This window comes from Novosphingobium sp. fls2-241-R2A-195 (assembly GCF_030209485.1).
GTDB classification, from domain to species: Bacteria; Pseudomonadota; Alphaproteobacteria; order Sphingomonadales; family Sphingomonadaceae; genus Novosphingobium; species Novosphingobium resinovorum.
Genome location: NZ_JARVRY010000041.1, coordinates 1 through 20745 on the forward strand (window position 1 = coordinate 1; position 20745 = coordinate 20745).

General features: G+C 63.2%; 22 protein-coding genes, 1 tRNA gene and 2 pseudogenes. 14 read left to right on the forward strand and 11 right to left on the reverse strand.

Annotation, left to right across the window (positions count from 1 at the left end; genetic code table 11):
* The first annotated feature begins 8 nt into the window (after positions 1-8).
* Positions 9-446: a DoxX family protein gene (locus QRN25_RS25060; RefSeq protein ID WP_350224269.1), complete on the forward strand. Its 438-nt coding sequence runs from the start codon at positions 9-11 to the stop codon at positions 444-446.
* A gap of 18 nt (positions 447-464) precedes the next feature.
* On the opposite strand, the gene msrB is transcribed toward QRN25_RS25060, so the two are convergent.
* The 5 genes from msrB to msrA all read right to left on the reverse strand — a co-directional run bounded on the left by msrB (position 465) and on the right by msrA (position 3719).
* Positions 465-956 carry a peptide-methionine (R)-S-oxide reductase MsrB gene (gene msrB, locus QRN25_RS25065; protein ID WP_285022131.1) on the reverse strand — a complete coding sequence of 164 codons (492 nt, stop codon included), beginning with the start codon at positions 954-956 and terminating at the stop codon, positions 465-467.
* A gap of 93 nt (positions 957-1049) precedes the next feature.
* Positions 1050-1610, reverse strand: a complete 561-nt coding sequence (locus QRN25_RS25070) for a fasciclin domain-containing protein (protein WP_285022133.1) — start codon at positions 1608-1610, stop codon at positions 1050-1052.
* Between the two features lie 82 nt (positions 1611-1692).
* Positions 1693-2379, reverse strand: coding sequence for an anti-sigma factor (locus QRN25_RS25075; RefSeq protein WP_285022135.1), 687 nt, complete (start codon positions 2377-2379; stop codon positions 1693-1695).
* Positions 2372-2947 (reverse strand): sigma-70 family RNA polymerase sigma factor, encoded by a 576-nt coding sequence (locus QRN25_RS25080; RefSeq protein WP_285022137.1) that lies wholly within the window; start codon positions 2945-2947, stop codon positions 2372-2374. The genes QRN25_RS25075 and QRN25_RS25080 overlap by 8 nt, the downstream gene beginning before the upstream one ends.
* 31 nt (positions 2948-2978) lie before the next feature.
* Positions 2979-3719, reverse strand: coding sequence for a peptide-methionine (S)-S-oxide reductase MsrA (gene msrA / locus QRN25_RS25085; protein WP_285022139.1), 741 nt, complete (start codon positions 3717-3719; stop codon positions 2979-2981).
* Positions 3720-3901: 182 nt separating this feature from the next.
* Here msrA and QRN25_RS25090 point away from each other — a divergent pair, with 182 nt between their 5' ends.
* Entirely contained in the window at positions 3902-5638 is a 1737-nt protein-coding gene (locus QRN25_RS25090; RefSeq protein WP_285022141.1) for a cytochrome c biogenesis protein DipZ, read from the forward strand.
* Positions 5639-5773: 135 nt separating this feature from the next.
* Positions 5774-6610, forward strand: coding sequence for an outer membrane protein (locus QRN25_RS25095; RefSeq protein WP_285022143.1), 837 nt, complete (start codon positions 5774-5776; stop codon positions 6608-6610).
* 372 nt (positions 6611-6982) lie between these two features.
* Here the strand turns inward: QRN25_RS25095 and QRN25_RS25100 are convergent, their stop codons facing one another.
* Positions 6983-7714, reverse strand: a complete 732-nt coding sequence (locus QRN25_RS25100; RefSeq protein ID WP_271184325.1) for an SDR family oxidoreductase — start codon at positions 7712-7714, stop codon at positions 6983-6985.
* A 189-nt stretch (positions 7715-7903) separates the two neighbouring features.
* Here QRN25_RS25100 and QRN25_RS25105 point away from each other — a divergent pair, with 189 nt between their 5' ends.
* Positions 7904-8800 (forward strand): AraC family transcriptional regulator, encoded by an 897-nt coding sequence (locus tag QRN25_RS25105; RefSeq protein WP_285022145.1) that lies wholly within the window; start codon positions 7904-7906, stop codon positions 8798-8800.
* A 520-nt stretch (positions 8801-9320) separates the two neighbouring features.
* Here QRN25_RS25105 and QRN25_RS25110 read toward each other — a convergent pair.
* Positions 9321-10229 carry a LysR family transcriptional regulator gene (locus QRN25_RS25110; RefSeq protein ID WP_271184327.1) on the reverse strand — a complete coding sequence of 303 codons (909 nt, stop codon included), beginning with the start codon at positions 10227-10229 and terminating at the stop codon, positions 9321-9323.
* Between the two features lie 115 nt (positions 10230-10344).
* Between QRN25_RS25110 and QRN25_RS25115 the strand changes: the two genes are divergently transcribed.
* The 5 genes and pseudogenes from QRN25_RS25115 to QRN25_RS26415 form a co-directional block, all read left to right on the forward strand.
* Positions 10345-11145, forward strand: coding sequence for a type 1 glutamine amidotransferase domain-containing protein (locus QRN25_RS25115; protein ID WP_285022148.1), 801 nt, complete (start codon positions 10345-10347; stop codon positions 11143-11145).
* A 71-nt stretch (positions 11146-11216) separates the two neighbouring features.
* Entirely contained in the window at positions 11217-11510 is a 294-nt protein-coding gene (locus QRN25_RS25120; RefSeq protein WP_285022151.1) for a putative quinol monooxygenase, read from the forward strand.
* Between the two features lie 10 nt (positions 11511-11520).
* A complete protein-coding gene (locus QRN25_RS25125) occupies positions 11521-11655 on the forward strand; it encodes a hypothetical protein (protein WP_271184330.1) in 135 nt (44 codons plus the stop codon).
* A gap of 238 nt (positions 11656-11893) precedes the next feature.
* On the forward strand, positions 11894-12106 hold the full coding sequence (locus tag QRN25_RS26470; RefSeq protein ID WP_502910498.1) for a hypothetical protein: 213 nt from the start codon (positions 11894-11896) through the stop codon (positions 12104-12106).
* A 179-nt stretch (positions 12107-12285) separates the two neighbouring features.
* Positions 12286-12432 (forward strand): annotated as a pseudogene (locus QRN25_RS26415) (aldehyde dehydrogenase family protein); the annotation flags it as partial.
* A 255-nt stretch (positions 12433-12687) separates the two neighbouring features.
* On the opposite strand, the gene QRN25_RS25135 reads toward QRN25_RS26415, so the two are convergent.
* On the reverse strand, positions 12688-14136 hold the full coding sequence (locus tag QRN25_RS25135; RefSeq protein ID WP_285022154.1) for an aminotransferase-like domain-containing protein: 1449 nt from the start codon (positions 14134-14136) through the stop codon (positions 12688-12690).
* Positions 14137-14216: 80 nt separating this feature from the next.
* Here QRN25_RS25135 and QRN25_RS25140 point away from each other — a divergent pair, with 80 nt between their 5' ends.
* Both QRN25_RS25140 and QRN25_RS25145 read left to right on the forward strand, forming a co-directional pair.
* Positions 14217-15077, forward strand: coding sequence for a DMT family transporter (locus QRN25_RS25140; RefSeq protein ID WP_285022155.1), 861 nt, complete (start codon positions 14217-14219; stop codon positions 15075-15077).
* Between the two features lie 35 nt (positions 15078-15112).
* Positions 15113-16296 (forward strand): annotated as a pseudogene (locus QRN25_RS25145) (LL-diaminopimelate aminotransferase); the annotation flags it as partial.
* A gap of 170 nt (positions 16297-16466) precedes the next feature.
* Here the strand turns inward: QRN25_RS25145 and QRN25_RS25150 are convergent.
* The 3 genes from QRN25_RS25150 to QRN25_RS25160 all read right to left on the reverse strand — a co-directional run bounded on the left by QRN25_RS25150 (position 16467) and on the right by QRN25_RS25160 (position 17846).
* Positions 16467-17117 carry a tyrosine-type recombinase/integrase gene (locus tag QRN25_RS25150; protein ID WP_285022156.1) on the reverse strand — a complete coding sequence of 217 codons (651 nt, stop codon included), beginning with the start codon at positions 17115-17117 and terminating at the stop codon, positions 16467-16469.
* A gap of 74 nt (positions 17118-17191) precedes the next feature.
* Positions 17192-17611, reverse strand: coding sequence for an Arm DNA-binding domain-containing protein (locus QRN25_RS25155; protein ID WP_285022158.1), 420 nt, complete (start codon positions 17609-17611; stop codon positions 17192-17194).
* Positions 17612-17754: 143 nt separating this feature from the next.
* A tRNA-Ser gene (locus QRN25_RS25160) sits at positions 17755-17846 on the reverse strand.
* A 279-nt stretch (positions 17847-18125) separates the two neighbouring features.
* Here QRN25_RS25160 and QRN25_RS25165 point away from each other — a divergent pair.
* The 3 genes from QRN25_RS25165 to QRN25_RS25175 all read left to right on the forward strand — a co-directional run bounded on the left by QRN25_RS25165 (position 18126) and on the right by QRN25_RS25175 (position 20730).
* Positions 18126-18929, forward strand: coding sequence for a DUF1134 domain-containing protein (locus QRN25_RS25165; RefSeq protein WP_502910499.1), 804 nt, complete (start codon positions 18126-18128; stop codon positions 18927-18929).
* 80 nt (positions 18930-19009) lie between these two features.
* Positions 19010-20185: an amino acid aminotransferase gene (locus QRN25_RS25170; RefSeq protein ID WP_285022161.1), complete on the forward strand. Its 1176-nt coding sequence runs from the start codon at positions 19010-19012 to the stop codon at positions 20183-20185.
* A 2-nt stretch (positions 20186-20187) separates the two neighbouring features.
* Positions 20188-20730, forward strand: a complete 543-nt coding sequence (locus QRN25_RS25175; protein WP_271184339.1) for a GNAT family N-acetyltransferase — start codon at positions 20188-20190, stop codon at positions 20728-20730.
* Positions 20731-20745 lie beyond the last annotated feature (15 nt).

Below are 20745 nucleotides of genomic sequence, written 5' to 3' on the forward strand. Positions count from 1 at the left end.
CGGACGCAATCTACCCGTCGCCGAAACGAACATCGCATTGTTCACGGCCGACTAGATATTCCTGTGTAGTGCTGGCGATACTCTATGCCGTAGCTGGCACGCTACATTTGGCGATCTCGGCACCATTCGTCGCCATCGTCCCGGATTGGGTTCCTGCGCCTGCCTTAGTCGTCATGCTGACCGGTCTTGCCGAGATCGCCGGTGCCGCGGGAATCGGGCAGCCTTGGAAGCCTCGGCTTCGCGCTGCTGCGGCGTGGGGGCTCGCCGCTTACACCCTGTGCGTCTGGCCGGCGAATGTCCAGCACATGCTACTCGACCTTGCGAAGCCGGGCTACGGACTGGGACTGGCCTACCACTTACCACGCCTTGCCTTACAGCCGGTGCTTATCTGGTGGCCGTTATGGGCGACGAGCGTCACGACCTGGCCTTTCCGGCCACGCACCTGACCATCCCGGTGGCGCGCGTCAGGCGGACCGGAATGCCAGCGCAGCGCCATTCATGCAGTAACGCAGTCCGGTAGGGGGTGGCCCGTCGTCGAAGACGTGGCCGAGGTGCCCGTCGCAGCGGGCGCAACGCACCTCCCTGCGAACCATGCCCATGGAGCGATCGGTAACGATCTTCAGGGCGCTCGGGAAATGGTTCCAGAAACTGGGCCACCCCGTTCCGCTATCGAACTTGGTAGTGGACGAAAACAAGGGCAGGTCGCAGCCCGCGCACAGGAAGCGACCCTTGTGGTGTTCCTTGAGGAGCGGGCTCGAATAGGGACGCTCGGTACTCCCCTGTCGCAGCACCGCATAGGCCTGAGGGGATAGGCGTCGGCGCCATTCCGCGTCCGGCAGGCGGAGACTTGCCGCCGGAGCGCCGACAGATGGTCCAACTGTCAGTGCAATCGCGCCTGCAACGAACCCCGCCGACGTGAAGGCGCGGCGGTCCAAGGAAAAAAAGCTCGAAGTCATGGCCGCGAAAATCCTGTCGCTTGAAAGTATGCAGGAGATACATGGGGCGGCGGGCCAACGGCCCACAAGCCCCATGTGTCGTTGAAATCGTGGTCAGGGCATCAGCACGGTATCGACCACGTGGATGACACCGTTTGATTGCATGACGTTGGCGATGGTGATCTTCGCCTTGCCGCTCTTGGCATCGGTTAGCCACCAGGCTCCGGCCTTGTCCTTCCAGGCGGTCAGCTTCTCGCCCTCTACCGTCGTCAGCATGGCCTTGCCGCCATGGGCCTTGGCGTTGGCGGCGATGTCGGCGGCGGTCATGCGGCCCGCGACGACGTGGTAGGTCAGCACTTTCGTCAGCATCGCCTTGTTTTCAGGCTTGAGCAGCGAATCCACGGTGCCCTTGGGCAGCTTGGCGAAAGCGGCGTTGGTGGGCGCGAAGACGGTGAACGGACCGGGGCCCTTCAGCGTATCGACGAGCCCAGCAGCCTTAACCGCGGCGACGAGGGTGGTGTGGTCCCTGGAGTTGACGGCGTTGTCGACGATGTCCTTGGTCGAATACATCGCGGCGCCGCCCACCATCGGGTTCTTGGCCGCAATGGCTACGCCGCCGCTGAGCAACAGGGCGGCGGCCAGGCCGGAGGCGAACTTGCGGGATAATGCTTGCATGTCAGGGATCCTCTTTCGCGCACTCCTTTGGATGGAATGCCCCGAAGATACGGAGCGCATGCCGGTCCGGATGCAGGAGAAATCAGATCATCGAGATTTTTCCCGTCATCACCGGCAGGCTACTCGGCGCGGCATGGGGCGCGGTGGCGGGATCTTCCATAGTAACGGCCAGCGTCGCTCCCGCAGCAATAAGCGGGCGCATTGCGGGATCGACGGGAATGGCGCCTCCCTGGTGCGCCATCATTCCCAGCGAGCGCGGGACGCTGTCCTGCGGGATGACCCATAGCTCGGCGCGCTTGCCGTCGCCGGGCTCCGCCTGCGAGCCGACCTGCAGGATGCCTTTCCGAGGGTCGTAGCTGATGGCGAGAACTTGCGCCTCATCGGTCCCCTTTAGCTGCGAGACGGCCATTGGCATGCGTGCAGTCGGCTCGACCGGGCGCAGTACGATGAATAGGGCGAGCGCTGCCGCGACGGCTCCAGACATCAGCGCACCCGCTCGCCAGGCATGCAGTCGGTTCAGGCTTGGCGCCTCCGGGGCGGCTCCGATGCGCGCCGCTACCGTATGCCAGACCCGGGACGAAGGCAGGACGGGCGGGAGCGTATCGAGCAAAGGAGATAGCCTTGTGGTCCATCCTTCCACCTCGCGTGCAAAGACCGGATCGGATAGGCACAAGCGCAAGGCCTGCGCTCGCTCGGCTCCTTCCAGCAGCCCCAGCGCGAGTTCAGCGGCGAGAGCACCGCGATCCTGTTCCTCGGCTGCGTCAACCATGGCCCAGGCAATCCTTAAGCCTGAGCATGCCGCGCCGGATCCAGCTCTTGACCGTGCCGAGCGGCGTATCGCTGCGTTCCGCCAACTGCTGGTAGGTAAAGCCCTGAAGGAACGCGCTGCGGATGGCGCTGGACTGCTCGCTGGGAAGGCCTTCGATGCAGACAAGCAGCCTACGTCTTTCCTCATCGCCTTCCATCAGCGCATCGGCGAGCGGCGCATCGTCCGCGATTGCGGCCATCGCTTTATAGGGCATGGCGTCATGGCGATGTTCGGCCCGACGCCAGTCGACGGCGGCGTTGCGCGCGATCGTGGCGAGCCAACTTACGGGACTGGCCCGAGAGGCGTCGAACGACGCCGCCCGTCTCCAGACCTTCACGTAGACATCCTGTAGCACATCCTCCGCCGCTTCCCGGTCCGCGCAGATGCGAAGGCAAATACCGAATAGCTTGGCGGAGGTGAGGTCATAGACATTGCGCAATCCGGCCGCATCGCCGCTGGCGGCAAGATGGATCGCCGAGACCAAAAGTGCCCGGTTTTCCAACCGTGAGGCAGAACTCGCTTCAAGCATTTGCCGGTCTCGTCCCTGCTACGCCGAAGGATCAACGATCCTTTGCAGAACTTGTGCCCGGCCCGGACACGAGAACGGGATTGCTGCGATAGAGCGCCGGGAACGTCGCTTTAAGCGCAGTGACCTTCGGCAGGTCATTGCGGCGGATATAGGCCGAATCCGGGTGCAGGGTCAGGTAGTCCTGATGGTAGGCTTCCGCTGGGTAGAAGCTCTTAAACGGCTCCACGCGCGTGACGATGGGGCGCTTCCAGGCACCTGCCTTGCCGAGTTGGGCAATATATCGCTCCGCGGTCTCGCGCTGTCCCGGCGACTGGGGGAACAGCGCGCTGCGATACTGGGTGCCGCGATCCGGTCCCTGCGCATTGAGCATCGTGGGGTCCGCGATCACCGAGAAGAATACGTGCAGTAATTGTCCGTAGCTGACCTGCCGGGGGTCGTACGTCACCTTCACTGCCTCGGCATGGCCCGTGCTCCCGCGTGAAACTACGGCGTATTTCGCGTTTTCCCGATCGCCTCCCGCATAGCCCGATACCGCGCTGCTCACGCCCCGGACATGCTGATATACGCCCTGAACGCCCCAGAAGCATCCGCCCGCGAAGACGGCGGTTTCGCGCTTGCCTACCTCCGAGGCCTGGAATGCCGGTGCCTGGATGCGGAATACGGCCTGCGTCGGGGCGGCTTGAGCGCTGTTCTTGCGCATGAGCGCCGTCGCTCCCGCCATACCTGCAGTGACGGTAACAACGAGCATGGCGATGCTGGCGATACGCTTCATGAACAAGGCTTTCCGGCTTCGTGGTTCCTGCGTGAATATACGATGCAAGCTGGCGGAAGGATGCATGCCGCCGTCATTCATGGATCATTATGGTGCGCAAGCGTCTATGGACCGCAATACCGAATCCGCCGACGCATCAGAGCGCCGCGCGCTTCGGGACCTGCGGCAAGGCGGCGATACCAATGATCCTTTTTCTGCTGGCTTACCTGGGCGGTGTGCTGACGATCATCAGCCCATGCATCCTGCCTGTGCTGCCTTTCGTCTTCGCGCGCGCCGACAGGCCGTTCCTGCGTAGCGGCCTGCCGTTGCTGCTGGGCATGGCGATGACCTTTGCCGCCGTAGCGACGCTGGCGGCGGTCGGGGGAGGATGGGCGGTCCAGGCGAATGCCTATGGCCGGATCGCGGCGCTTGTCGTGCTTGCCGCCTTCGGGCTGCTGCTGCTGTATCCCGCGCTTGCCGACCGGGCGACGCGTCCGCTGGTGGCGTTGGGCGGAAGGCTATCCCAATCCGCTGACCGGGCGGATCACGGCGCATCGAGTTTCTTTGCCTCGCTCCTGCTGGGCGTCGCCACCGGCCTGCTGTGGGCGCCTTGCGCGGGGCCCGTGCTGGGGCTCGTCCTCACCGGAGCCGCGCTGCAGGGCGCAAGCGCGCATACGAGCCTGCTGCTGCTGGCTTACGCGGCGGGCGCCGCGACTTCGCTGGCGCTGGCCTTGCTAGTGGGCGGCAAGATCTTTGCCGCAATGAAGCGCTCGATCGGCGTGGGCGAGCGGATCCGCAAGGTTCTGGGCATCGCCGTTCTGATCGGCGTTGCCGCGATCGCGCTGGGGCTGGATACCGGACTGCTGACGCGGCTCTCGCTGTCAGGCACCGCGCATTTCGAGCAGGGTTTGCTAGACCGGTTCCATCCGGATGATGCCATGTCCTCTGCGGCGATGGGCAACAGCGGACGGCTGGCCGACGAAGGCCCCTTCCCCTCGCTCGCGGGGGCCGGTGAGTGGATCAACTCGCCGCCTCTGACCCCGCAGTCGCTGCGCGGGAAGGTCGTGCTGGTCGATTTCTGGACGTACAGTTGCATCAACTGCCTGCGCTCGCTGCCCTACGTGCGGGCCTGGGCGGAGAAGTACCGGGACCAGGGGCTGGTCGTCATCGGCGTCCACACGCCCGAGTTCGCGTTTGAGAAGGACCCCGCCAATGTCCGCACGGCGGTGCACGACCTCGACATCGCCTATCCGGTCGCGATCGATAACGACCATGCCGTCTGGCGCGCGTTCCGCAACCGCTACTGGCCCGCCCACTACTTCATCGATGGTAAGGGCCGCATCCGTTACCACCATTTCGGCGAAGGCGATTATGCGCAGTCGGAGAGGGTGATCCAGCGCTTGCTGGCAGAGAATGGAAACGCGGTGGGTAATTCCGGGACCGTCACCGTGTCGGCGACCGGAACCGGAGCCGCTGCGGGGCAGGGCAAGGCGCGATCGCCGGAAACCTATCTCGGCTATGGAAAGGCGCAACGGTTCGTCTCGCCGGGCGGTCTCGTGCGCGATACTCGTCACGACTACGCGGTCCCTGCATCACCGCGCAGGGACGACTGGGCACTCGGCGGCACATGGACGGTCGGGCGCGAACAGGCTTCGCTCGAGGCCGCCGGAGGCCGCATCGTCTATCGCTTTTATGCGCGCGACCTGCACCTTGTGCTCGGCCCGACCCGGTCGGGGCAGCGGGTACGGTTCCGCGTGACCATCGACGGCAAGGCCCCCGGAGCCGACCATGGCGCCGACGTCGATGCTAGCGGTAACGGAGTGGTCGAGAGCCAGCGGCTCTACCAGCTGGTCAGGATGCAAGGCGGCATGGCGGAGCGGACTTTCGCGATCGAGTTCCTCGACCCGGGCGTTCAGGCCTACGCATTCACGTTCGGCTGAGGCGTGCCATCGGCTGTGCACACAATGGCACATGGGCAACAAAACGTCATGGTAAGCCGGCGCAACCAAACTTTGGCCCTCGCAGTTTGCCCTTCCGACAGCGGCTGAGTTGGCCGTCTGATAAGGAGGATTTCGATGAGGGCACTGTACTTTGCGCCTTTGGGCGCGATGGCGCTCGCTCTTACCGCGCCAGCTTTTGCGCAGGACGGGGACGCGGTGGACTGGAGCGGCCCGTATGTCGGCGGCTCGATCGGCTACACGTTCCAGAAGAGCGACAACAACGAGCATCTTCGCTTCGACACCAATGCCGACGGCACCTTCAACGACACGGTCACGACGACCACCGGCGCAAACGCGTTCTCGCCAGGCACGTGCGGCGGCGCAGCGCGTGGTTCGACACCGGCCAGCGGCTGCCGGGGCGACAAGGATGCGCTGAGCTGGATGGGCCATGTCGGCTACGACCGGCAGTTCGGCAGCATCGTCGCGGGCGTGGTCGCCGAAGCGGGCAAGACGTACATCGACGATGCCGTGAGCGAATATTCGACGACGCCTGCCTACTACACCATGCACCGTCAGATCGACTGGAACGGCAATCTGCGTGCCCGGCTCGGCGTGACAACGCGCAGCGGCATCATGCCCTATGTGACGGGCGGCCTGTCATACGCCAAGGTGAGCAACAGCTTCACCACCAGCAACGGGGCGAACAGCTTTACGGAAGTGAACCGCAAGGAAGATGCCTGGGGCTGGAACGTCGGTGGCGGCGTTGAAGCCAAGGTCGCGCAGAACTTCTCGATCGGTGCGCGCTATCTCTATACCCGCTACAATGCCGGCGATTACCGTGTCGATGTCGGTGCCGGCACGGCGCCTGCGACCAATCCCTTCCGCATTACCCCTTCGGGCGGAGCCAGCATCAATCGTGGCGACAAGTTCGACACCCAGAGCGTCATGGTGACCAGCAGCTTCCGCTTCTGATCGCGCTGACCTGAGGGCAGTTGCGAACATCTTGCTCCACCTCGCAATTGCCCTCATTGGTCACACCGCCAAACGTCCGGGCTTTAAACTCGAAGGTCCTTACGGGCAGTCTTGGGCCTTCAGAAAAGGGGAAGCTGCACGTCCGCAACTGGATAACGAAAAGTGACCGCTGAGAGTCCGAGAAGGGGCGGTTCGGACAAGGGCGAGCGCCAGATCGAGCGCCATTTTGGGCAGTCAGCTTTGTATTAATAATTCGATAGGTTGCACCGTTTGGCCGCCTTTATCCTCTATAGGCTTCAAGAAATTCAGGAGCGCATAGGACCTTGGCTGCTGCCAGGTTATGGGGGCAATATGCGAATGCCCCCATCATCGTCAGATTGTTGAGCGAACCGGCCGGACGATCAACGTATTAACATCCACATCCGCCGGCTGCTCCACCGCATAGGCGATGGCGCGCGCGATCGCGTCCGGGGTGAGCGCGATGGAGCGGAAATCGACCATGGCCTGCGCCGCGACCGGATCGGTGATCGTGTGGGCCAGTTCCGATTCCACGACGCCCGGCGCGATGATGGTAACGCGAATGTCGTCATGCTCCATGCGCAGCGCCTCCGAGATGGCGCGCACTGCATATTTTGTCGCGCTGTAGACGCCGCAGGTCGGCCACACGGCATAGCCACCGATCGAAGAAATGTTGACGAACTGGCCGCTGCCCTGGCTTTTGAAGCGGGGGAGGGCGGCGGCTATGCCGTGCAGGACACCGCGGATGTTGACGTCGATCATACGGTCCCATTCGTCAACCTTCAGGCTGTCGAAGCGCGACAGCGGCATCAGCCCCGCATTGTTGACCAGCACATCAACGCGGCCATATTCGGCTTCGGTCGCGGCGATGAACGCCTCGAAATCGCCGCGGTCGGTGACATCGAGTGACCGGAAGGCGACTGTGCCTCCCGCTGCGTTCAACTCCTCCGCCAGCGCTGCGAGCCGGTCGGTGCGGCGTGCGCCCAGCATCAGCTTCGCGCCGCGCGCCGCCAGGAGCCGCGCCGTGCCTTCGCCGATGCCGCTGCTGGCGCCGGTAATCGCGATGACCTTGTCCTCTATGGCCATGATAGTCACTCCTGTTCAGACAGACCGAACCATCGATCCGATGCCCCTTAGATGGCGCTATCTGGTCGTGAGGAGGTAGAACGGTCATCCGGGATGATTGCACGATATTCCAGATTTATAGCGCCGCGCTGGATCGGTCTCTATTAGCCGTGTAGGCTGATCGTACCGACTGCTTTAGGCGAGGCACTGATGGCGCATCAAGAACTGGCTCAGCAGATTGCCCGATACGCCGAGCGAGACGGTATCATCGAGACGCCCATCGCTCGGCTCACGCTGGTCCGCTCGGGCCGGGGTGGCGAGCCGGTGCATATGGTGCAGCGTCCGGCGCTGTGCATCATCGCGCAGGGCAGCAAGCGCGTGCTGCTGGGCGATGCGGTGATCAACTATGGCCCTGCCAGCTATCTCGTCGCCTCACTCGACCTGCCCATCACAGGCGCTGTGACGCAGGCGAGCGCGGACGCGCCTTATCTCTGCTTCTGCCTCTATCTCGACCCCGCCCTGTTGTCGGAGATCGCGTTAACCCTGCCGCCTCTGCCGGCAGGCACGGAGGAGAGGGGCGGGATGACGCTGCACCCGATGACACCTGAACTGATTGATGCGGCGACGCGGTTGACGGCGCTGCTCGGCGATCCGGCGAACGCGCCGCTGCTCGCGCCGCTCATCGAGCGGGAATTGCTGGTGCGACTGATGACCGGGCCGGGCGCGGGCATCCTGCGCGCGATAGCGAGCGGCGAAAGCCGCACCAGCCAGCTGGCCAAAGCGATCGCCTGGCTCAAGGCCCATTTCCGCGAACCATTCAGCGGACCACATCTTGCCGCCCTTGCCGGCATGAGCCTGTCGAGCTTCCATGATCATTTTCGCCGGGCCACCGCCATGACTCCGCTGCAATATCAAAAGCAGTTGCGGTTGCAGGAAGCGCGGGCGCTGATGTTGGCCGACCGCCTTGATGCGGCAGAGGCGGGCTTCCGCGTCGGCTATGACAGCCCCTCCCAGTTCAGCCGCGAATATCGTCGCCTCTTCGGCGCCCCGCCTGTCCGCGACGTGGGGCGGTTAAGGGCAATGCCGCAGATGGCTATGGCGATTTGAGGGCGAGGCGTAGTTCGGTTCGATGCGGGGCGACGATACTTGCCCAGCTGTGATCCGCATCGTTACAGGGGCAATGACGCGCTTGGAGAGCGCCAAAGACTGGATCGACAGCACTCGCTGCTCGTCGTCGCTTGCAACATAGGTTCCGCTCTCCGAGCATTGCGAACCGTCCGCATCTTATGTCCCCCTTGGCGAGACATCGGGTGCGACATCGGGACAGAGAGAATGTTCGGGATCATACGCCAGAGAACAAAGCTCCGCTGCCCTCACAGCGAGCGGCTCCTGCCGATGGCGCCATTGCACAATTCCGAGCGACAGCCGCGAGATATAGCTGACGGTTGGCACTTTGGAGTTTCGAAATGAAAGCCTAGTATCTGCGTTGGGTCGATTGCGTAGGCGGCATCGTGGGGCAGTGCCGTCATTTTCGCCTTGGTCGGCGAGTGTCGGCTTCGGCGAAGAGCCGACACTCGCACGATCGGCGGTCCCTTTAAAAAGGTTGGAAGTGGCACGCTCGGCGCAATCAATCCGAAGCCGACAGTTCCCGCACGATCTCCGCGACCAGCCCCCGCAGCCAGCGGTGCGCCGGATCCTGTCGGTATCGCACATGCCAGGCCATTTCGACGGGAAACGTACCTAGATCCACCGGCGCGGTAAGAATTTTCAAGCGGGAATCCTGTCGTAGTCGCCGGCAAATCAGTGACGGCAGTGTCGCGCAATAGTCGGTGACGGCCACCATCTCAGCGACCGCGAAGAAGTTGGTCACCGAAATCGCCACCTCGCGCTTGAGCTGCTGCTGCGCGAGCGCCTGGAACAGGCCCGCGCGCATTCGCCCCGGCGGTATGATGTTGACGTGCTTGAGCGCCTCGAACTGCTCGCGCGTCATCGCGTCGCCCACGGTGGGATGGTCCGCCCGCACGGCACAGGCAAGGCTCTCGTCCATCAGATGCTGGACGACGAGATTGTCGGGAGGATCGACGATGCGGCCGAGCACCAGCGCAGTGGTGCCTGATACGACACCGGTCTCGACCAGATCGTTGCCATAGGGTGTCAGCCGCAGCTTGATGCAGGGCGCCACCTGCTGGAGCCGGGCGACGATGGCGGGGACAAGCACGAACTCGACATAACCATTGGGCGCTATCGTGAAAACCCGCTCGGCCTTGGCGGGATCGAAGCCCTGCTGGCCCAGTACAGCATCATCGAGCTTCGCCAGCGCATCGGCGATCGCGGGCGCGAGTTCCAGCGCGACGGCGGTGGGCTGGATCCCGTAACGCTCGCGGATGAAAAGCTGATCCTGCAGCATCAGGCGCAGCCGCGAGAGCGCGTTGGACAGCGCCGGCTGCGTCATCCCGACGCGCTCGGCCGCGCGCGTCACGCTCCGCTCTTCCATCAGGGCAACAAAGATCGGGAGCAGGTTGAGGTCGTATCGCATACAGACATGCTCTAGAGCGTATAACTGAAATCAGGACAATAAACTTCTGGAATATGTCGAATAGGGCCACCTTTCACTCGTCCGCAGCAAATGCGGTGAGACAATGGAGACTCAGATGACTAATGCGAAAGTGCTCTTCCTCGGATCCAACGCCACGCAGATCGAGCTGCGCGGCGGCGGCTCTGCCACGATTGGCCAGTACCTGAACGAGACAGTGGTGCCCGCGATGGCGCTGATCGAGGCCGGCTACGATGTCGTGCTCGCCACGCCCGACGGCACCAAGCCGCACATCGACGAAGCATCGGATACGGTGCAGCATTTCGGAGGCGACCAAGCCGCGTATGAGCGCGCACGGCACTTCTTTGCCGAGGACCCCGCCATGAACGAGGTCCACACCCTCGCCTCGGTCATCGGACAGGGTCTGGACGAATTTGCAGGCGTCTTTGTCCCGGGCGGCCATGCTCCGGCGGTCGATCTGATGCAGGACCGCGAGGCGGGCGCCATTCTGCGCCACTTCCATGCGGCGGCCAAGCCGACCGGGCTGCTCTGCCATGGTCCCGTCGCGGTGGTCGCCGCCCTGGCCGACCCGGCAGCGTACAGGGCCGCCCTGATCGAGGGCGATGACGCTAGGGCGACCGACCTCGCTAAGGGTTGGATCTATGCGGGTTATCGCATGACGGTTTTCTCGGCGAGCGAGGAGAAGATCGCCGAAGAGCACCTGCTGAAGGGCGAACTGTACTTCGACATGCCGAAGGCCCTGCGGCTGGCCAGCGGCGAGGTTTCGGCCGCTCCTGAAGATTTCGTTGCCAACGTGGTCGTGGATCGCGAACTGATCACCGGCCAGAACCCGGCCTCCGACCACGCAGTCGCGAAGGCCATGATCGAGGCGCTCGGCGGCCCGCAGACGGCCGCATGAGCACGCGCATGACAGGTGGCGCGCTGCGGATGCGCGCCACCACGCCCACCCATTCATCAAGGATTACCCATATGACCAACCCTGTGAAGATCGTCGCCGTCCTGACCGCTCGTCCCGGCGCTGCCGACCAGCTCCGTACCCTGCTCGAGGGCATGCTCGCGCCGAGCCGGGCCGAAGCCGGCAACTTGCGCTATGATCTCTGGCAGGATCAGAGCGAGCCCACGCGCTTCGTTCTGGACGAGCTCTACACCGGCTCGGACGCGGTTGCCGCGCATCGCGCGACCCCGCACTTCCAGGCCTATCTGGCCGCGATCGGCGATCTTGCCGAGCGGACCGCCTTCGTCCTCGATCCCGTTTCGGCCTGAGGAGGCCCCGATGCGCAACCTGAAGCACTGGATCGGCGCCGCGCTGCTCGCGCAGCCCTTCTACGCAGAGGAAATTCAGATGATCGGACTTCTGGCGCAGACATGGCGCTTCGGGTTGCCGCACCGCCTGCAACCAGGGCGCTAAACCCGCCACCATCCCACACGAGACGGCAGCAGACCGCCACCTTCGTTTCGCGCCGCCGGACCGGAAGGAGCCATGCCGCGCGCCTGCCAAAAGGCGCCGGCTGATCCACGCACTCCGAGGAGATCATGATGACCCGCCACCCCGCCCTGTTCACCCCCGTCCCGCTCGGCCAGCACACCTTGCGCAACCGCATCGTGCTGCCGCCCCAGACAGCCAGCGCGCCGCCCAGCCCGGAGACGTGCCGACCGCGTTGATGGCCCGCTACTATGCCCAGCGCGCCGGCGCGGGCTTCATGGTCAGCGAAGGCACGCAGATCGAGCCGCGCGGCCAGGGCTACCGGCAGGCGATCCCGGCCAGTTCGGTCGCGCGTGCCATTGCCTATGCGATCGAGCAACCCGCCGATGTCGACATCAACGCCATCGTCATCCGCCCCACTCGCCAGAATTTCTGACAGCCGTCGCAGCCCCGCTTCCGTTCTTAGGAGCCCACGATGTTAGACACACTGACCAACCCCGCCCAGATCTTTGCATCCGAAGCCGTATCGCGCGACCCCGCCACCGATGCGCTGATCGCGCTCTGCCCCTACCAGAACCCTGAAGAGGTCGAGGCTGGAGGCGGCGATCCCGCTTCCAGAACACGGGTCAGGTCTGTCTCGCGGCCAAGCGCTTCATCCTCGAGCGGCTCATAGCGGAAGCCTTCACGGCGAAGTTCGTGGGCGCCGCGCGCGACCTGAAAATCGCGATCCGCAAGATCCCGCCACGAAGATCGGCCCCATGACGCCGGCCATCCTGAGGCGCCTGCGTCGAGGTCGATTGACGTGGCGGAAAGTACGGGAAGCGACAAAACCCTTTCAGGATGACCTTTATTGGTCGCGAGCTGCCAGAAGAGCGGAAGGTCTGCACCTGGGGAGCCGAACTCTGGCTCTGAGCGTCTCCTAAGGGGCAGCAGCGATGGGCTGGGCTTGGGATGAACCTGCCGTTCGCGATAAGAATGCGAATGGCAGGTTCCAACGACCGAGCCGCTCACGCGGTTTCATTCCCGTCGGACTGATTGATCTAATGCTTGAATGAGAGCGTGCTCGACCCGGTGGTCGTCCGATTGCGCTACGTTGAAGCGCATGAACGGCGCCGCAGACTGAGACACGCTGAACACGTTGCCAGGTGCTAGCACAACGCCAGCCTCCAGACAGTGTCTGGCGATGTCCGCGGAATCGAGACCATCTGGTAGGCGGCACCATAGATAGAAACCACCTCGCGGCATGATCCATGGCATGATTCCCAACTTCGCCAAACGTGCGGCAGTATGGTCCCGCGCCTGCGCCAAACGTTGGCGCAGTTCGGCCATATGCTTTCGATAGCTACCCCCCGCCAGCACATCGGCGATCAATTCTGTTGCCACTGGGCTAGGTCCACCGAAGCTCGTCGCAACCTGAAGATCAATCAATCCCTCGATCCAGTCGCGACGCGCCGCGATATAACCACAGCGCACGGCCGCGGAGAGGGTCTTGGAGAAGCTCCCTATGCGGATCACCCGGTCGAGTCCGTCGAGGACCGCGAGACGCGGCGACGGCGATGGTTCGAAATCGGCGAAGATATCGTCTTCCACGATCGTGAGGTCATGGGCTCCGGCAGCGCTCAGCAGGCGGTGCGCCGTTTGATACGAAATGCTTGCCCCCGTTGGATTGTGGAGCGCGGAGTTGGTAATGTAGAGCCTTGGCTTATGCGCAATCAGCGCCGCTTCGAATGCCGCGGTGTCCGGACCGGTGGACGTGAATGGAATACCGACCAGCTTCACACGGTGCGCGCGCAGCAGCGCCTGGAAATTGAAATAGCCGGGGTCGTCGACCAGCACGGTGTCGCCGGGATGCAGCAGAAAGCGGCAGATCAGATCGATGGCCTGCGTGCCGGATCCGGTCAGCAGAACCTGGTCAGCGCTCACGTCGATGCCCTCTTCGGCGAAACGACCGAGAAGCAGGCGGCGCAGCGCCAGCGAACCATGTGTGCTGCCATATTCGGTCAGCAGTGCATCCTCACCGCGTGCCAGTGATCGTAATGCCTTGCGGAGTGCGGCATGGGGCATCCAGTCCGTTGGCAGCCAGCCACAGCCTGGCTTGGCCATGGAAGCATCGGCGTCGAGAGATTGGCGGGAAATCCAGAACGGATCGACGGCCCGCTCGCGGCGTGGCCCCATTTCGCTAACCGACATCGGCGAGATGCTGCTTCCCGTCACATAGAAGCCCGAACCTCGGCGTGCACTGATCACCCCTTCGGCCGCCAGTCGATCATAGGCCTCGACCACGGTGGATGGAGACACGGACATGGTCTCAGCAAATCCTCGGACGGAGGGCAGCCGATCCCCCGGACCGATTGCACGGCTTGCGATCTTCGCACGGATTGCGTCCATGAGTTCTTCGGTTCTGGTTCCGCTGCGCAACCGACCCATCGCTATGCCCTTTTTGATTGTATGGTATAAAATATCCATACAGTTACCAATTTTTGTATTGTATTGTCTCTGTCTTGGCCAGACCTCTCCGAATAGTCGGATCGCGAAAGCGAGGAGTTATGGAACGGAATACAGCCGGTTGGGGCAGCGGCCTCCTGGGCGTCATCATCTTTAGCGGGTCTCTGCCGGCGACACGTCTCGCAGTCGCGGACTTCACGCCGCTGTTCGTAACGTCGGGGCGTGCTGTCATCGCAGCGATGCTTGGCGCGGTCTTCCTCATGGCACTCCGGCAAGCACGGCCCGCGCGCTCCGACCTGCTGCCGCTCGGCATCGTCTCGATCGGCGTAGTGCTCGGCTTCCCGCTTCTGACCGGTTTTGCTCTCCAGCACATCACAGCGGCACACTCGGTTGTCTTCGTGGGATTGCTTCCGCTGTCCACCGCCATCTTCGGCGTATTGCGCGGTGGCGAACGCCCCAAACCTGCCTTCTGGTTTTTCTCGACAATCGGGGCTGCTGCGGTGGCCGGTTTCGCCTTGTACAACAGTGGAGCCGGTTCGTTGACCGGCGACCTGCTGATGGTGGCGTCCATTGTGCTGTGCGGACTGGGCTATGCTGAAGGTGCGGCGCTGTCCCGCCGGCTTGGCGGATGGCAGGTTATCAGTTGGGCTCTGCTCCTCTCGCTACCGGTCATGATCGTCTTCGCCATGACGACAGTGCCGGCGAACTGGGCCGACATCGGGTGGCGCGCCTGGTCCGGCTTCGCTTATGTTTCGGTCTTCTCGATGATGCTGGGTTTCGTGTTCTGGTATCGCGGCCTTGCCGTTGGCGGCATCGCCGGCGTCGGACAACTCCAGCTCCTTCAGCCCTTCCTTGGTCTGCTCCTCGCAGGCGTGGTTCTCGGAGAGCCTGTCGCATGGACGATGATCGCATCGACCGTGATCGTCATCCTCTGCGTGGCCGGTGCGAAGCGCTTCTCCTGATCCATACCTGATCTGTCCATTCACGAGACATAGCCATGACCGAAGAGTTCTATCGCATGAAGCGCCTGCCTCCCTACGTAATCGCGGAAACCAACGCGATGCGGGCAGCCGCGCGCGCTGCCGGGCAAGATGTCATCGATCTCGGCATGGGCAATCCAGACCTGCCTCCGCCCGATCATGTCATTGAGAAGCTGATCGAGGCGACGCGCAAGCCCGATGCCCATGGCTATTCCCAGTCAAAGGGCATTCTTGGCCTGCGTCGGGCACAAGCCGATTATTACGGCCTGCGCTTCGGCGTCGAACTTGATCCTGAGACGGAGGTGATCGTCACGATGGGATCGAAAGAGGGGGTGGCCAGCCTGGCCACTGCGATCACCGAGCCGGGCGATGTGGTGCTTGCTCCCAACCCCTCCTATCCGATCCACACCTTCGGCTTCATCATCGCCGGCGCGACGATCAGGAGCGTGCCGACCACGCCGGACGAGCGCTATTTCGAGAGCCTCGAGCGCGCGATGCGTTTCACCGTGCCCCGCCCGAAGCTGCTGGTGACGAACTATCCCGCCAACCCGACGGCGGAGACTGTTGACCTCGCTTTCTACGAACGCCTGGTGGCATTCGCGAAGGAGAACGACTGTGGGTTCTAAGCGACCTTGCCTATTCGGAGCTGTACTATGACGGCAAGCCAACGGTATCGATCCTGCAGGCGAAGGGCGCGAAGGATGTCGCCGTCGAGTTCACCAGTCTGTCCAAGACCTACAGCATGGCAGGATGGCGGATCGGCTTCGCTGTCGGGAACCCAAGGCTGATTGCGGCTATGGCGCGGGTGAAGTCCTATCTCGACTATGGCGCGTTCACACCGATCCAGGCTGCCGCCGTCGCGGCGCTCAATGGACCGCAAGACATCGTCGAGAAGAACCGCCGGCTCTATCACCGGCGGCGCGACGTGCTCGTCGACAGCTTCGCCCGCTGCGGATGGGAGATACCAAGCCCAAGCGCATCGATGTTCGCATGGGCGCCGCTACCGCCCGCCCTTCGGCACATGGGCAGCCTCGAATTCTCGAAGGAGTTGTTGACCCAGGCGAAAGTGGCTGTCGCAGCGGGGGTCGGCTATGGCGAACAGGGTGAAGGATATGTCCGCATCGCACTTGTCGAGAACGAGCAGCGAATTCGACAGGCCGCGCGCAGCATCAAGCGCTATCTTCTGTCCAAAGGCGTGAATGTGCTTCTGACAAGGCAGACTGAAATGGCGCTCTTCAGAGGCATCGGCGGACGGACCGCACTGGGGAGCGTGGATTTGGCTGCTGGAGAACGGGGAAAGTTCGCTGCCGGCGAGGTCAGGCCGCTCGCTGCAAGCGACGGTTCGCTACATCGACTTCGCGGCAAGGTGCGTCAGCGCGGCTCGCAAAAGGCTGACCAGCCATTCATCAGCAATCGGCGCTTTTCGAGCAAGTTTCCGCGTCGATACGCAGCTTCAGTTTTGTCTTTTACAACGTGAGCAAGTGCTGCCTCGGCCACTTCGCCGTGATGCTCAGTCTCTTCGCTCACCCAATCGCGAAATGCCGACCTGAAACCATGTGCCGTGTAGGGTTCCTTCATTTCACGCAGAAGCTTCGCCAACGTCATGTCGGACAGCGGCATGTTCCGTTTCGCTCCAGGGAAGACGAGGGGGCAATCACCCAGTTTGAGGGCGGCTGCTCTTTCTATGATCCGAATTGCGCTCGGCGTGAGGGGAATGACATGCTCGCGGTTGGCCTTCATTCGCTTCTTCGGCACCGTCCAGAGGCAGTTCTCCAGATCAAATTCCTCCCACCGCGCGCCGCCAACCTCCCCCGATCGTGAAGCGCACAGGATTGCAAACTCGAGTGCCATCCGGCTGAATGACTTTCGTGTCCTGAGGCTGGCAACAAAAGCGGGTACCTTATTATAGGGCATCGCTGCGAAACGGCCCTCATTCTTCGGCTGCTTAGGCAGACTTTTGGTCACCGGATGCATCGGTGCCTCTGATTCTCGGAAGCCGGAGGCAAAGGCCCAGTCGAGCACTGCTCCAATACGCTGTCAGACCCGCCGTACGGTCTCAGGCTTGGATAGCCAGATTTCGGCCAGGACATTGCGGATCATGGGCTGGTGATTTCCGAGACTTGGACATTGCCTAGTTTGGGGAAGACATATGTCTCCAGCGTACGAAGCCACTGACCTTCATGCTTCTCATTGCGCCAAGTCTTGCGCTGGGCTGCTAGGACTTCCGCAGTGGCCTCCTTGAAGGTAGGCACGCCTTCGGCCTTACGCCGTTCGAAAACGGGGTCGAGGCCCAGCTCCACCCAGCTCCGAATCTCCCGAGCGCGCTCCCTTGGCTGGGCGATCGACACCTTCGCCGCGCTGCCCACGCCAAAGTCGCGGCGGCTACCAGCCTTCTGAACCCGGCACATCCAACTCTTGGTATCACTGGGTTGAATGATGAGAAAAAGTCCATCACCATCCCTCAGGCGTCCTGGATTGGTGGCGTTTCTTACAACGGTTGCGGGCAGCTTACCCATGCCACAAATCTTCCCACATTTTTTCCCACACGACGAATCGGTTGCAGGCGAACAGGGATGAATGCGGGTGGACACGAAGCACCCGAAAGACCTGATTTCTCAGGGCTTTATCGGATGGTCGCGAATGTGGCTATACAAGCCGGTGGCGGAGACGCCGGGATTCGAACCCGGGGTGCCCCCTTAAGGGCACGACGGTTTAGCAAACCGCTGGTTTCAGCCACTCACCCACGTCTCCGAGTGCGGCTTGGAGCGGTGCCTATAACGGGAGCATTCGGGGGCGGCAAGGGGGCAAGAGTGCCAGAATGCAGATTTATTCGGCACTCGCTTCGGCGCATGTTTCAAGTTCAATCCGCCGCAAAACCGACTCGGGTCGTCGTCCGTTCATTGCTAGGTCATGCGCGGTGGATTCTTGTGGGATGATACCAGTTTTGACCGTGCATGGGGCGCGGGGAACGTGGAAGCGCCAGTATCGGCGTGGAGAACGCAAGGTAATCACGCCATGAAGGGTCATTCTATGCAAGATCGCACGCACACTGTTCGGGGGGCGCGTCGCAGGTCGGTCATCGGGCTGGCGACGGCGTTTATGGCGCTCGCCATGCCTGTTGCGCCGGCCTTAGCGCAAGTCACCACCGTCGATCCCGACGCTGCGATCGATAGCGACCTCAACCGGGGGACGACCTATTCGCCGGTGCCGCCTGCAACTGATCCTGGTAACGGCACGCCTGTTGAAGGGCCCCCCGCCACCGACTGGAACGGCGGGCAGCCGGCCTATCCTGCTCCCACGCCCGCGCCGACTTATCCCGCCGCACCTGCTGTCGCGACGCAGGACAATGGTTCGACCTACCGCGAGGACGACCTGATCGGCGCAGCGGAAGGCGTGTTCGGCAAAGGCGCCAAGGGCCTCGCGGATATCATCAAGGACCTGCTCGCCAAGCAAGGCGAGCCCAACGCCTACATCATCGGCCGTGAGGCTGGCGGCGCGATTGCCGTGGGCCTGCGCTACGGTTCGGGCACACTCCACCACAAGGTGGAAGGAGAGCGGCCGGTGTACTGGACCGGCCCTTCGATCGGCTTCGATGCCGGAGCCAATGCAGGCAATGCCTTCGTCCTCGTCTACAACCTCTACGACAGCCAGGACCTGTTCCACAGGTTCGGCGCGGGCGAAGGCCAGGCCTATCTCGTGGGCGGCTTCACCGTCAGCTACCTGCGCCGCGGAAACACCGTGCTGATTCCCGTGCGCGCGGGCGCGGGACTGCGTCTGGGCGCCAACATCGGCTATATGAAGTTCTCCGAAAAGCAGAGCTGGCTGCCCTTCTGACGCAACGATATTGCGCATTGACGCGACCCTCCAACTAGGTGGTTGCGTCAAGCGGCGGGCGGGGTTAAGGGCCGCCCGCCATGCTCAACGATCTCAAGCAACAGCCCGCTGACGCGCTCCTTGCGCTGATCAAGCTCCACAACAACGATCCGCGTGCGGACAAGATCGACCTCGGTGTCGGCGTCTACAAGACGGCCGACGGCGACACGCCGGTCTTCGCCGCGATCAAGGCGGCCGAGCAGAAGCTGGTCGAGGAGCAGGACTCCAAGGCCTACCTCGGCCCCGAGGGCGACATGGGCTTCGTCGAGAAGCTGATGCCTTACGTCTTCGGCAAGGCCAACCCGACCATGGACGGCCGGATCGAGGGCATGCAGACCCCCGGCGGCACCGGTTCGCTGCGTCTCGCGCTCGCGATGGTGAAGCGTGCGGGCTACAAGCGCGTCATCGTCGGCAAGCCCAGCTGGCCGAACCATAACCAGATCTGCGCCGATCTCGGCCTCGAAGTCCTTGAATTCAACCACGCGACCGGGGCCGGTGCCGACATGGACGCCCTGCGCGGCGCGATCGCCACGGCGCAGGAAGGCGATGCCATCCTGCTGCACGGCTGCTGCCACAACCCGACAGGGATTGACTACACCCGTGCAGAGTGGGACGAGATCGCCGGACTGCTGGCCGCTTCGACCATCCTGCCGGTTCTCGACCTTGCCTACCAGGGCCTCGGCCAGGGCATGGAAGAAGATGCCTACGGCCTGCGCCGCGTTCTGGCATCGGTGCCCGAAGCGCTGATCTGCTATTCGTGCGACAAGAACTTCGGCCTCTATCGTGACCGCGTCGGTGCGCTCTACGCAATGGTCGCCGATCCGGCCGATCTTGCCAAGGTGATGTCGAACGGTCACTCGCTGGCGCGCGCCAACTGGTCGCAGCCGCCAGATCACGGCGGCGCGGCGGTTCGCGTGATCCTCGAAGACGAGGCGCTGACCGCGCAGTGGCTGGCCGAACTCGACGAAATGCGCGAGCGCATGCGCGGCGTGCGCGCCAAGCTGCAGGCTGCCGGCAAGACCGGCGGCGTCGATCTGACCCCAGTGGGTTTGCAGAACGGCCTGTTCTCGATCATCCCCTTCACCCCGGAGCAGGTGCAGGCGATGCGTTCGGAATACGGTATCTACTTTGCCGCTTCGGGCCGCATCAACGTTGCGGGTCTGACCGACGGCAACATCGACCAGTTCATCGCCGCCGTCGCGGCCGTGACGGCCTGATCATGAACCGTGAGCCGGTTCTCGAAGGGGACCGGCTGACGCTCCGGCCCTTGGTCGAGGCGGATTGGGATGCGCTGTTCGCAGTCGCGTCCGATCCCGACATCTGGGCCGTGCATCCCTCGCACGATCGCTGGCAGGAGCCGGTGTTCCGCGCCTTCTTCGACGAGGCGTTGGCGGGTGGCGGCGCCCTTGCGATCCTCGATCGGGAGAACGGCGCAATCGTCGGCTCCTCCCGCTACGGAGCGCCCGAAGTCGAGCAACCCGGCGAAATCGAGATCGGCTGGACGTTCCTGGCACGCCGCTACTGGGGCGGCGGGTACAACGCCGAATTCAAGCGCATGATGCTTGCGCACGCACTCCAGCATTTCGAGCGTGTCATCTTCCAAGTGGGCGCGGACAATGTCATCTCGCGCAAGGCGATGGCGAATATCGGCGGCCGTCTGGTCGAGGGCCGTTCGCGCAGCTACGAGCGCTGCGGCGTGATGGTCGAGCACGTCATCTTCGAAATCACGCGCGAGAGTTTCACGGCAGGCCCGCTGGCCTGACCGGGTATCGTTCGC